This is a genomic window from Pseudomonas sp. Pdm06 (assembly GCF_014851795.1).
GTDB lineage: Bacteria > Pseudomonadota > Gammaproteobacteria > Pseudomonadales > Pseudomonadaceae > Aquipseudomonas > Aquipseudomonas fluorescens_AA.
This window is the reverse complement of sequence record NZ_JACVAH010000003.1, coordinates 277,624-289,459: the sequence shown is the minus strand read 5'-3', so window position 1 is coordinate 289,459 and position 11,836 is coordinate 277,624. Positions and strand designations below refer to the sequence as shown.

The following is an 11,836-nucleotide window of genomic DNA, read 5'->3' as shown; positions in this document are numbered from 1 at the left end:
ACAGATACACACGAGGCATGGGAAAGTCCTTTCTTGTTGTTATGACGCGACGGAATTAGCAGCCGCCGTGGTCGTTTGATCGTGTCCCGACGGCAGGCGCAGTGAGTGCTTCGCGCAGGCCCCCTCCTCGGCTGCGGCAGGCATCAGCGGCAGGCTCGTCGAATGGTTGGGCTTAGCCTCGGCTTGCCCGGTGCTCACCCGTTTGCTCGGCAACAGGAAGTGAGCCAGGGCCGGCAACAGAACCAGCGCGCCGACCATGTTCCAGACGAACATGAAAGCCAGCAGCACGCCCATGTCGGCCTGGAACTTGATCGGCGAAAACATCCAGGTGGCCACGCCGATCGCCAGGGTCACACCGGTCAGCATCACCACCTTGCCGGTGGACAGCAGTGCCCGGTAATACGCCTGCGACAGGCTTGTGCCCTGGCGCATATGACCGAGCAGGATGCTCATCACGTACAACGCGTAGTCGACGCCGATGCCCACGCCGAGGGCGATCACCGGCAGGGTCGCGACCTTGACGCCGATGTTCAGCCAGACCATCAGCGCCTCACAGAGGATCGACGTGAGCATCAGCGGGATCACCGCGCAAATCGTGGCGCGCCAGGAGCGGAAGGTGATCAGGCACAGCAGGATCACCGCGCCGTAGACCCAGAACAGCATTTCGCGGTTGGCCTGCTTGACGACAATGTTGGTCGCTGCCTCGATCCCGGCATTGCCAGCGGCCAGGAGGAACTGGACATCGTCGGTATTGTTCGCCGCGGCGAATTGCTCGACGTGATCGACCAGGCGGCTCAGGGTTTGCGCCTTGTGGTCGGAGAGGTAGACGTACAGCGTCAGCAGGCTGCAGTCTTCGTTGTACAGGCCGCGCGGCGCGCCGGCGGTGACCATGTTGAGCATCGCCTGGTTGTTCTGCAGCTCATACCACTTCGGGCTGCCTTCGCTGAGGCCCACCAGCATGCGGCGGTTGAGCAACGCCAGGGAGTTGGTCGAATCGACACCCGGCAAGGTGCGCAACTGCCAGTCGAGGGCATCGACCTTGTTCAGGATGTCATAGCGCGAACAGGCGCTGGCGGGGGTCTTGATCATCACCGCGAACAGATCGCTGCTGGCGCCGTAATGCCGGGTGAGGAATGCATCATCCTGGTTGTAGCGCGAGTCGGCCCGCAGCTCGGGCGCGCCCGCATCCAGATCCCCGACTTTCAATTGCAGGCTGACCACGAAGCCGAGCGTCGCCAGCGCCAGGCTCAGGGCGATGCACAACGCCGCCCAGCGGCGCTGAGTGAACAGGTCCAGGAAACGCCAGAACCCATGGCGATGCTGGCCCGCTTGTTCGGCGTGCTCGCTTTTTAGGCTCAGTCGCGCCGCGCGGCCGCTGACCCCAACGTAGGAAAGCAATATGGGTAGCAAGATCAAGTTGGTGAAGATCAGCACGGCCACGCCGATACTGGCGATCATCGCCAGGTCCTGGATCACCTGGATCTTGATGATCATCAGCACCGCGAAGCCGACCGCATCGCACAGCAGCGCGGTGAGACCGGCAAGGAACAGGCGACGGAAAGTGAAGCGCGCGGCGACCACCCGGTGCATGCCGCGCCCGATGTCCTGCATGATGCCGTTCATCTTCTGTGCGCCATGGCTCATGCCAATGGCAAACACCAGGAACGGCACCAACACCGAATAGGGGTCCAGTTGATAATTCAGGAGCGGCAGCAGGCCGAGCTGCCAGACCACCGCCACCAATGAGCAGAACACCACCAGCAAGGTGCTGCGTATGCAGCGGGTGTACCAATACAGCACAACCGTGGTGATCAGGATCGCCACGGCGAAGAAGATCAGGATCTGCTGCAGGCCGGCGATCAGGTCACCGACTTTCTTGGCGAAACCGGTGATGCGAATGTCGATGCTGTCGCTCTGGTATTGGCTGCGCAACGACTCCAGTTGTTGCGACAGCTGGGTGTAGTCCAATGGCCGGCCATCGGGGGTCCGCTGCAACAGCGGTACCTGGATGATGCTCGAGGTCTGGTCGAGCGCCACCAACTGGCCGATTTCGTTGGACAGCTGCACATTGCGCCGTAATGCTGCAAGGCTCGCGGCGCCGCCATCGTAGTTATCCGGAATGACCGGCCCACCCTCCAGGCCCGCCTCGGTCACCGCCACCCAGCGCGTGGCCGGTGTCCAGAGCGATTTCATGTATGCACGGTCGACACCGGGCAGCAGGTAGATCTTGTCGCTCAACGCCTGCAGGGTCTTGAGGTAGGTGCTGTCGTAGATATCGCCCCGCTTGTTGACCACCGCGATGCGCACTGCATTACCCAGCCCGCTCAGTTCCTTTTGGTGCTCAAGGTAGTTGGCGATATAGGGCTGATGGGTAGGGATCATTTTTTCGAAACTGGCATTGAGCTCGACACGACTGGATTGCCAACCCAGCACCAGCGTGGTCGCCAGGCACAGCAGCAACACCCACAAGCGATGGTTGAACAGGGCTCGCTCGAGCACCGAACCGGAACGCGGATCGAAGTCTTCGAACGCATTCGCAGGGGACTGGGAAAAATTACCAGGGGACGTCATAACCTCACTCCGAAGCGGCAGTGGCTGGCTGCGCAAGACGCTGCAGCCCGGTGAAACCGGCAACGATCAGGCTGCCATCGGCGGCCTCGATCACACTTGAAACAGGCTTGCCCAAGGGGTTGCCCAGTGGCAGAAGCGCCGCCCCGGTCTGCTCGCTGTTGCGAAACAACGTGCCGCCCTGGTTGACCAGCAGCAGTTGGCCGTCGGCCAGGCGGGTGGCGTCGTTGAAAGAGATGGGTACGGGTACCGACAGACGCTGGAAACTGGCACCAGCGTCGTGGGAGATAAAGGCATTGCCCTTGAGACCTGCGACCACCAGCGCGCCATCCGCGCGATTCTGCAAGGTGAAGAAACTGCCTTCGTAAGGGCTGTCCAACTGGCTGAACGACGCCGCGTCGTCGTCCGAGCGCGCCAGGTAACCCTGTTCGCCAGCCAGGAACCAACGTGTGCCCTGGCGACTGATGGCGTACAAGTGCAAGTCGTTCGGGTTGGCGACATGCCCCATCAGCGACTGCCAGGTGGCGCCACCATCGGTGGTCAGCAGCGCCAAACCGTAGGCACCGACGATCAACCCGCGGCGCGCATCGACGAATTCCAGCGCCAGGAACGGTTTGTCTGGACCATCGGCGACAAGACGCTCGGCATTTTGTACCCGTACCTGGGCGGCATCCAGGTCGGCAGCCGTGGCCTGGTCCGCCCTGGCGGCGTCCAGCTCCAGCTGTGCCACGCGCGCACCGTCGAGCTGCAGCGTCCAGTGTTCACCACCATCCAGCGTCGCCAGCACCACACCCGCGTGGCCGACAGCCCACCCCCTTTGCGCATCCACGAAGCGCACCGCCGTCAGGCTGACCGAAACCGGTACCGAAGCCTGATGCCAGCTTTGCCCATTGTCGTCGGAGAACAGCACCAGGCCGCGCTCGCCCACGGCCACCAGACGCGTGCCGGCACGCGCCAGGTCGATCAATACGCCATTCTGCGCAGCCGGTACCCGCATGGCCGGGGTATTGAGCGGCACGCCCACCGCAACCGGCCCGGCCAGGCACACGCTCGCGGCGAAGGGCAAATACAGGGCCGAGAGCAAAGCGCCCGCCTGACTGATTCTGTTCATAACCTACCTCGGACAAACACTCGTACCCCAAGGACACGCCGACAGGCATGTCCTTGACTCTCAGCTCAGTTAACGCACGCCGCGCCCCGCCATCGCCGCCGGCGAGAACTCCGAGGCCTTGTAGCGATCAACCGCGTGATACTGTTCCGGCAAGCCGGCGTAGAGGTTCTGGATAAACCACGCGCCGGAGGTCAGGTCATAAAAACCGGCGGACAGTTGCACCAGGCCTGGCAGGTCGGGCAATACGGAAGGCAGCGACCAGAGGGTCTTGGCCAGTTGGCCGCTGGCATCCCAACGGTCACCGAGCAGGGCCTGCCAAGTGTCCTCGTCGAGGTAGTAACGGCCCTTGGGCAACTGGTGACGCTTGCCGGCGGCCAGCGTCGACTCGACCACCCAGACGCGGTGTAGCTCCCAGCGCACGTAATCCGGGTTCAGATGATGCTTGCCTAGCAGGTCCTGCGGCTGTGCAGCGTTCTGCGCCTTGTTGGTGTTGTAGGGGACGTACATCTCCTGCTTGCCCACCAGTTTCCAGTCGAACCGATCCGTGCGACCGCCCCATACGCTCAGCTCGTCGAAGGACATGACCCCGGCGGTGGACGGCGTCGGTGTATCGCAGCAGGCGTTGGGCAGCGTGCGCACCCGACGCTGGCCGCTCAGATAGACATGGGCCTGGGATTTGTCGCCATTGATGTTCTCGCGCCCCAGGATCTGCTCGCCGGCACGAATCGCCGGGCCAAGATTGACAAAGTGCACCAGCCAGTAGTCACCCGAGTAGTTTTCAGGACCGCCCTCCTCGAAGTAGTAGGGCATTTCCTGAGTCAACAGGCCGTCGCTCGTCATCACCTGGTTGCCGTCGGCCGTCATCAGATAGTGGCGAAAATGCGCCGCGACCGAGGTGCCGCGCCAGTTCAGCAGGTGGTTCCAGATGGCTTCGGTACCGTTCTGGGGAATCGGAAACGGGATCCCACCATAGGCACCGTCGGGGATCAGGCCGGCGCTGCTGTTGACCAGTTTGGCGCGGGTCGCATTCTTGAGCGTGTTGTCATAGACCCACTGCGGCGCGGCCGCCGTGCGCCGGGTCGGATAGACGTCGATGCGATAGGTCTCCGGGAAGCGCTTGAACAGCTCCTTGGTGCCGTCACTGAGCTTGTCGGCGTACTTGGCCAGGTTCTGGCTGGTGATGCTGTACAAGGGTTTGTCCGCGGCAAACGGATCACCACGCTTACCACCCGGGACGTAGCTCGGATCGACCTTGGTGTAGCCACCGTCCCAGGCCGGGATGCTGCCATCGGCATTGCCGGCTTTCTCGGCACCGAAGGGTGTCAGGGTCTTGCCCAGCGCGGCCGCTTGTTCAGCGCTGGCGGCCAAGGTCATCGGCGCGGCGGCGGCCAGCAGGGTTAAGCACAAGGCCTTTAGAGTGAACTGAATGGTCATGCGCAAATCCTCTTAGAACGTGGTCTTGACGGAGAAAGCCAGGTAATCCCGGTCCTTCAGCGACTGCTTGTAATTGAACTGGTTGGCGGCGTTGAGACTGGTGTCCTCGGGACCGTAGAAGTGGGTGTAGGTCAGCCCCACGGTCACTTGGTCCAGGTAGGTGGCGGAGACGCCGATGTTCATGTCCCCTCCTCTGTCGGGGCCGAACCCGCTGATCACAGCCGACTTGCCCATGGGGAAATAGCTGATGCCCAGCGGCACGCTGATGTCCACGCCCGGGAAGAACTGGCGATAGGTGGGCGTGTACACCAACTTCAAGCCCAGGCCGTCATCGGTGGCGTTAGGGTCCAGGGCGGCGCGGTTCCTGGTCACGGCGAGCAGGCGGTTCCAGGCGATTTCCCCTAACAGGCTGGCTTCATTGGCGACGAAGGAAGGGCCCAGCGATGCCAGGACGTTGAGGTTGACGTGGGCCGTACGGCCGACGGCATAGAGGGCGTCATCGTTGTTGTCCGCCTCGACGCCCGTCAGGACGGTCTGGGCGTTGGACACCAGCGGCATGTTCCAGCGCATCGATGCCTCGCCGGCAAAGCTGTACTCGTCCACGGAGGTCGCGAAACTGGCGCCCAGGACACGGATATCTTCCGGGTAGACCCAGGAATATTCGCCGACTTGCCCGGTACTGAAGTTCGGCCCGGTGGCATTCGGTTTCAAATACAACGTCGGCGTTTTCTCGTGATATTGCAGCGCGTAGAGGCCGTAATCCATCGTCCCGGTGTTGTACTTGAGCTGCAGGCCGCCCTGGCCGGAACTCCTGGCTTTCTTGTCCTTGCCATGGAAAAACGCGGCCGGGCTGTTGGCATTACCGCCAAGAAAATCCGGAAACGGCCCGCCAGTGATCAGCCGTTCATTGCCGTCGCCGATGGTATCGCTGGTGGAGAAGTAGCTGCCGGCGCCCGGCAAGCGAGTGGCTTCCCACTCCAACTGGTAGAAGGCCCCCAATGACACGTCATCGGTCAGTTGGTAGGCGGTCGAGAGCTGGTTGACCGGCCGGGTGATTTCCTTGAATTGGGTGTTGGGCACCGATTGCGCCTTGACCACGTCCACCGGCGCCATGGCCCCGGCAATGCCGTTGCCGCCGAAGAACAGGCTCTCGCCCCAGATCAGGCCATGGCGCCCCGCGCGAACCGACAAGGTACGGTCGGCCAGCTCACCGTTCCAGTAGACAAAGGCATCCAGCAGTTCACCGTCACCGCCGTGCAGCTGGCGGGTGTCGCTGGTGAATTCGTCGAAGCCCACCGAGCGCTGGTTGGCACTGGCCGCATCGTTGTTGTCGTTACGGTCCTGGTAGACGGTGTCGTACCAGGCCGCACCGCTGAGACGGGCCCCGAAGTTGTGAAAACCGATATCCAGTTCGGAAAGAATATCCAGGCGATTGGAGATCAGCCCCTTGCCGAAGTTGTGATCGCCGTCATTCTGGTTCAGCGCCGTCTGGCCCTCGCTGAGTTTGCTGCTGGGGTCCTTCAGGCGCCAGGCGGCGCTGTACTTCAGCGTGTTGTCCCAGCGCAAGCTGAGATCGGGATTGCCGGTATCGATCTGAAAAGCCTGGGCAGCCGAGGCGCCAAGCCCCAGGCTGGCCGCAAGGGTCAGGGTGAAGGGGACGCGCCGTGACGCAGCGATCTTGCGAGTAGCCATCGAAGTAACCCTCTTTATTGTTGTTGTATGTCAGCTCTTCTGGTGAAACGGCGCCCGCAGTCCAACCGGGCCAAGCCTGTACAGGCATGAAGCATCCATGGGAGAGCGCATTCAGTTTTTGCCGGTGCCTCAGATGGGCGCCGCCGTGACGTCGAGCATCCGCCTGACCAGGCCGATCCGGTCGAAGCTGCTGTCGTGGGCCATTTCCTTGTCACCGGCCAGCACCGAGCTGTCGCTGATGAATTTGCAGCGCTCATAACGGCGCGCCATAAAGCGTTCGAGCTGCTGTGCGACGCTGCCGCCGGCGACCAACTCTTCGCCAAGCACGACGGCATCCTCAATGGCCATGCCGGCGCCCTGGCCCAAGTGCGGCGTCGTGGCGTGCACCGCATCGCCAATCAACACGACACGGCCGCGGAACCAGGGCTCGCTGACGAACACCACTTCCAACGGCTTGTAGACGACCCGGTCGCTGTCGATTATTTGCTCGCGCAGTTCGCCGACCAGCCCGGTGAAACCACTCAGGCGCTGGCGCATCTGGGTCGCCAGCGTGGCGGCCTCCATCCTGGGGTTGGCAGGCTCATGGGAGGTCACGAACAGGTACATCTGGTCGCGGCCCAGCGGTACCAGCCCGGCATTGCCGGCGGCTCCCTGGAAGGTGGCCAGATGATCGATTCCGGCGGCGCGTGGAAAGTTGTAGCGCCACACCGCCTGGCCGGTGAAACGCGGCGAGTACTGCTCGCCGAACAGCAAGCCGCGCATCTGGGAGTACAGCCCATCGGCGCCTACGACCAGGTCGTAGCGACCACGACGGGTATCGGTGAATAGCACATCAACGCCCTCGCCCACCTGCTCCAGCGATTCGACGCTCAGGCCCAGACGAACCGAGACGCCAAGGGCAGCCACGGTTTCGCTGAGGACTTGATGCAGGGCCAGGCGCGAGATGCCGACGTTGGCTGGATACTCGGGGCCCGCCAGGCGCTGGCCGGGGATTCGCGCCAGCTGTTCACCGGCGGTGGTATTGATGGTCACATCCTCGAACGCGTAGGCGGCATCCAGGTAGCCGTCCAGCACACCCAACTTGGCCATCTCACGGACGACATTACTCTGCTGGATGATGCCAACGCCGTAGACTGTCCACTGCGTCTTGAGCTCGACAAGATCGACTTCGATGCCCTGGCGACGCAGAGCGATTGCGGCGCATAGACCACCGATACCACCACCGACGATAAGCACCTTTTTCACTGCGTTCATGCTCGTCTCACTCTTATTCTTGTTATTCACGCAAGCGCTCCGCCGGAGCGATCCCAGGCTGCACTGCCGGCTGTTTCTGCACGCATTCGCTACCGCGTTGTGTTCACTTTCTCGGCAAAGCAGGCGTTTGACTAATCGCATGTAGGGATACGATGTATCAGCTACCGCGATACGTTAGCTAAGGTGCTCACGCCTCCAATTGACCGGCTTCGAGCACCAGCCAATCGGCCTCTGCATGCCATTGCAGCGCACTCAGGCTTTCCCCCAGGCACGGCCCGTAGACACACAGGCCACTGTCCGGAAGGAAGCGGGCACCATGGGCGTAACAGACGATCTGGCGGCCATCGACGCTGAGAAAACGATCCTTTCGATACTCCAGCCGCACCTCCAGGTGCGGGCAGCTGTTGCGATAAACCCGCACCTCGCCGCCATGGCGCAGGGCGAACACACTGTCCTTCCCCGTGCCCAGGGGATCGAACCCGCGTGCGTGCCCTTCGACCAACTCATCCAGGCGACAGAGAACATGAGCATCGTGACTCATGGACGACATCCGCACTCAGGCCTGCTTGGGCGGCGGGCCGCTCGGGAACCATTTTTCCCGGGAGGTGAACAGGAACAGCTGCGAGTTATCCGCCGACAACGGCGCCTGGCGCGCTTGCCAGGCGTCATCGTGCTTGTCCATGTCTGCGTCGTATTCGATGTGGCAGCCCAACGGACTGTTGAAGTACCAGAACCAGTTGGAGCCAAAGAGGTGCCGCCCCGGCCCCCAGAAGCTGGTCCAGCCTTGTTGCTCGAAGCGACGCCCGGCCAACAGCACCTCCGTGCCGCTGCCCATGTGAAAGGTGAAGTGCTCGCAACCCTTCATGTGCGGTGGCGTCTGGATCATGAACAGGCAGTGATGATCATCGGAACCGGCCGGGCGCATGAACGGACCGGCACCGACAAAGGTGTCGGTGGTCACGAAGCCCAGGCGCTTGTAAAAAGCTTCGGCCTTGGCCGCATCCGGCACGAAGTACACCACGTGGGACAGCGTCCGCGGCAAGGCCTGCATATCAGGGTTGATACCCGGCTGGTTGACCGGTCGCTGGGGGGCATGGCCGGGTGCATTGGTCAGGTCGGCTGGTGCGCTGTAGGGACGCCGCACACTGATCTGGAACCCAATGGCAAACCCCATATCGTCCACGCTGTGCACGGAGCCATCGGCACCGCGGGTCACCAGGCGGTCGTGCCCCAATTCATCGGCGATGGCCTCGAGATCAGCCACGCTTGCCACGCCATAAACGGTTTCACGAATCGAGGGGGCAGGCCCGATGGCTGCCGGCAGACGGGCGTCGTCAGCACGACGGATGATCACCGCCGTACCGTCGAGCGCTTCAAAACGTCCGCCCTCGCTGTCGACATCGACAGGATGCAGGCCATAGTCACGCAGGCAATGGGTACAGGCTTGAATGTCGTCGACGCCAAAAATCAAGGCATCAAGGCCAATGATGTTCATTGAGTTACCACTCCATTGTAATTATTCAGCGCAGGCCGGCACCCCGCTTACGGGAGCCGTGCCAGGCGCAGCGCTGCCGAGGCTGGTCTTGGAGTCGATCAAGCGTCACGCCAACCGACTGTGGGCCGATACTGAAGGGGTACAAACCCACTGACTAATCGCTTGTCGGGATGCGACCTATCGGCAAATGCGATACCTGGCTGCACAGCGCAAAGGGTCTGGAAAATCGAACAGGCATCGTTCGATTCACCCACGCTCGGGACTTGACGCCGCGATAGGAAGGCCGGAAGGTATTTACAAAATAAATACAAGAATCGAGACCGCCATGCGCTTTAACCACCTGGATCTCAATCTCCTGGTGGCGCTGGATGTGCTACTGGAAGAGCAGAACATCACCCGCGCCGCCGAACGCCTGCACATGACCCAATCCGCCACCAGCGGCGTGCTGGGCAGGCTGCGCCTCTACTTCGAAGACGAACTGCTGGCGCAGGTCGGACGCAAGATGCAGCCCACGCCCTACGCCCGCGAACTGGCGGCACCCGTGCGCCAGGTGCTGCTGACGATCCAGTCCTCGATCACCGCCAAACCGGTGTTCGACCCCGCCACCAGCAAGCGTCATTTTCGCCTGATCACTTCGGACTATCTGATCAGCGTCCTGTTTGCCCGGGTGATCCAGAAGATCTCCCTGGAAGCCCCGCACATCACCTTCGAACTGCTGGGCCCCGGCGACACGTCTACCGAAATGCTGATGCGCGGCGAGGCCGACATGATGATCGTGCCTGAGCGCTATCTCATCGAAGGCCATCCATCGCAGCTGCTATTCGAAGAAGAGCACGTTTGCGTGGTGTGGGACGGCAACACCCAAGTGGGCGACAGCATCACCCTCGATCAATACATCGAGATGGGCCATGTCTCCGTGATTTTTGGCCGCAACCGGCAGTTGAGCGTCGAAGAATGGCTGATGAGCCAGTACGGTTTCACCCGTCGCATGGAAGTGGTGACCCACGACTTCAACACCCTCCCGCAGTTGATCGTCGGCACTCAACGCGTCGCCACCATGCTCCAGCGCATGGCCAGGCTCTACGCCAACTACCTGCCGCTGCGCATCCTGCAACCACCGGTGAAAATCCCGGTGATGCGTGAGTTCATGCTCTGGCACCGGACCATGGAGGGGGATCCGATGCACCGTTGGCTGCGGGCGAAAATCAGTCAGATCATCAACGAGCTGGAGCAGTAGTTGCTGCCGTAGCCTGGAGACGAGTCAGGTACGGAAGTGCCCGACGGCCGTCTTGAGCTCGCCGCCAACCCGTTGCAAGTCGTTCGTTGAGACTTGCAGTTGCAGGCTTTCCCTGGCGCTACCCTCCGCCACTTCGCGCACCCGCGTCATGCTCTGGCTGACTTGCTCGGCCACCACGCTCTGCTGCTCGGCGGCCGCGGAGATCTGCTGGTTCATCTGCTCGATGCGGGACACCGCCCGGGTGATCCGCGCCAGCGCCTGGGAAGCTTGCGCGGCAAGCACTACCGTTTCATCGCTTAGCGCATGACTGCCTTGCAAGCGCTCGGCGGCCTGTTGGGCCACACCGCTCAAACGAACGATCAACCCTTCGATTTCCGTGGTCGAACGCTGAGTGCGCCGTGCCAGGCCACGCACCTCATCGGCAACCACCGCGAAGCCACGCCCCTGCTCGCCCGCCCGCGCGGCCTCGATGGCGGCATTCAGCGCCAGCAGGTTGGTCTGCTCGGCCACCGCCTTGATGACATCGAGCACGCCGCCAATCGCCGCGCTCTCCACCAGCAGGTTGCGCATGGCTTGCGCGCAGCCACTCATTTCCCTGGCCAGATGGTCGATCTTGCCACCCGCCTGGCGCACCAACTCATCGCCCTCGCGCGCTTGTTGATCGGCATGCGCCACCGCTTCGCTGGCCTCACCCGCGTTGCGGGCGACCTCCTGCGCCGTGGCGGCCATCTGTTGCATCGCGGTGGCGGCCAACTCGGTTTCCTGGCGTTGGTGTTCGACACCGCGACTGTTGCTCAGGGTCACTTCAGCCAGGCTGCCGGCCATGCCGTTGAGCGAGCCGACACCAAGGTCGATGCGCCCGACCAATCCACGCAGGCTGCCCAGCATGCTGCCCACGGTGCCCAACAGTTGGCCCAGCTCATCTCGACGACCACTGTCTGACGGCGGATCACTCAAGTCCCCCGCAGCCACGCGTTGGACCAACTGCACGGCCTGGCGCAGTGGCTGCACAATCAACTGGCGAATCAGCAGACTGGCACCCATG

Annotated in this window: 9 protein-coding genes and 1 pseudogene; 1 reads left to right on the top strand and 9 read right to left on the bottom strand. The window is 62.4% G+C overall.

The genetic code is table 11. From position 1 onward, the window contains the following. Positions 1 to 39 precede the first annotated feature (39 nt). From IB266_RS06865 to IB266_RS06835, 7 genes are all read right to left on the bottom strand, one after another. Positions 40 to 2,571: an efflux RND transporter permease subunit gene (locus IB266_RS06865; protein ID WP_192260674.1), complete on the bottom strand. Its 2,532-nt coding sequence runs from the start codon at positions 2,569 to 2,571 to the stop codon at positions 40 to 42. Positions 2,572 to 2,575: 4 nt separating this feature from the next. Further along, complete coding sequence (locus tag IB266_RS06860; RefSeq protein ID WP_192260673.1) at positions 2,576 to 3,679, bottom strand: YCF48-related protein; 1,104 nt, start codon at positions 3,677 to 3,679, stop codon at positions 2,576 to 2,578. A gap of 69 nt (positions 3,680 to 3,748) precedes the next feature. Then, complete coding sequence (locus IB266_RS06855; RefSeq protein ID WP_060742805.1) at positions 3,749 to 5,113, bottom strand: DUF1329 domain-containing protein; 1,365 nt, start codon at positions 5,111 to 5,113, stop codon at positions 3,749 to 3,751. A 12-nt stretch (positions 5,114 to 5,125) separates the two neighbouring features. Continuing rightward, the gene (locus IB266_RS06850) at positions 5,126 to 6,805 is read right to left on the bottom strand and encodes a DUF1302 domain-containing protein (RefSeq protein WP_192260672.1); all 1,680 of its coding nucleotides are present in this window, start codon (positions 6,803 to 6,805) and stop codon (positions 5,126 to 5,128) included. A 129-nt stretch (positions 6,806 to 6,934) separates the two neighbouring features. Next, positions 6,935 to 8,059 carry an FAD-dependent oxidoreductase gene (locus IB266_RS06845; protein WP_060742807.1) on the bottom strand — a complete coding sequence of 375 codons (1,125 nt, stop codon included), beginning with the start codon at positions 8,057 to 8,059 and terminating at the stop codon, positions 6,935 to 6,937. 187 nt (positions 8,060 to 8,246) lie between these two features. Beyond that, complete coding sequence (locus tag IB266_RS06840) at positions 8,247 to 8,600, bottom strand: Rieske (2Fe-2S) protein (RefSeq protein ID WP_103308162.1); 354 nt, start codon at positions 8,598 to 8,600, stop codon at positions 8,247 to 8,249. Between the two features lie 15 nt (positions 8,601 to 8,615). Beyond that, entirely contained in the window at positions 8,616 to 9,554 is a 939-nt protein-coding gene (locus IB266_RS06835; RefSeq protein ID WP_060742808.1) for a VOC family protein, read from the bottom strand. Positions 9,555 to 9,879: 325 nt separating this feature from the next. Here IB266_RS06835 and IB266_RS06830 point away from each other — a divergent pair, with 325 nt between their 5' ends. Next, positions 9,880 to 10,791, top strand: coding sequence for a LysR family transcriptional regulator (locus IB266_RS06830; protein WP_053178948.1), 912 nt, complete (start codon positions 9,880 to 9,882; stop codon positions 10,789 to 10,791). A 24-nt stretch (positions 10,792 to 10,815) separates the two neighbouring features. Here IB266_RS06830 and IB266_RS31095 read toward each other — a convergent pair whose 3' ends face one another. Together IB266_RS31095 and IB266_RS31090 are read right to left on the bottom strand one after the other, a co-directional pair. Continuing rightward, the gene (locus tag IB266_RS31095; protein WP_412548293.1) at positions 10,816 to 11,616 is read right to left on the bottom strand and encodes a methyl-accepting chemotaxis protein; all 801 of its coding nucleotides are present in this window, start codon (positions 11,614 to 11,616) and stop codon (positions 10,816 to 10,818) included. A gap of 57 nt (positions 11,617 to 11,673) precedes the next feature. After that, positions 11,674 to 11,835 (bottom strand): annotated as a pseudogene (locus tag IB266_RS31090) (HAMP domain-containing protein); the annotation flags it as partial. Position 11,836 lies beyond the last annotated feature (1 nt).

Bases quoted from the DNA above. Each gene is read 5' to 3' on its own strand.
- IB266_RS06865 (WP_192260674.1), bottom strand. From the start codon at position 2,571: ATGACGTCCCCTGGTAATTTTTCCCAGTCCCCTGCGAATGCGTTCGAA.
- IB266_RS06860 (WP_192260673.1), bottom strand. From the start codon at position 3,679: ATGAACAGAATCAGTCAGGCGGGCGCTTTGCTCTCGGCCCTGTATTTG.
- IB266_RS06855 (WP_060742805.1), bottom strand. From the start codon at position 5,113: ATGACCATTCAGTTCACTCTAAAGGCCTTGTGCTTAACCCTGCTGGCC.
- IB266_RS06850 (WP_192260672.1), bottom strand. From the start codon at position 6,805: ATGGCTACTCGCAAGATCGCTGCGTCACGGCGCGTCCCCTTCACCCTG.
- IB266_RS06845 (WP_060742807.1), bottom strand. From the start codon at position 8,059: ATGAACGCAGTGAAAAAGGTGCTTATCGTCGGTGGTGGTATCGGTGGT.
- IB266_RS06840 (WP_103308162.1), bottom strand. From the start codon at position 8,600: ATGAGTCACGATGCTCATGTTCTCTGTCGCCTGGATGAGTTGGTCGAA.
- IB266_RS06835 (WP_060742808.1), bottom strand. From the start codon at position 9,554: ATGAACATCATTGGCCTTGATGCCTTGATTTTTGGCGTCGACGACATT.
- IB266_RS06830 (WP_053178948.1), top strand. From the start codon at position 9,880: ATGCGCTTTAACCACCTGGATCTCAATCTCCTGGTGGCGCTGGATGTG.
- IB266_RS31095 (WP_412548293.1), bottom strand. From the start codon at position 11,616: ATGGCCGGCAGCCTGGCTGAAGTGACCCTGAGCAACAGTCGCGGTGTC.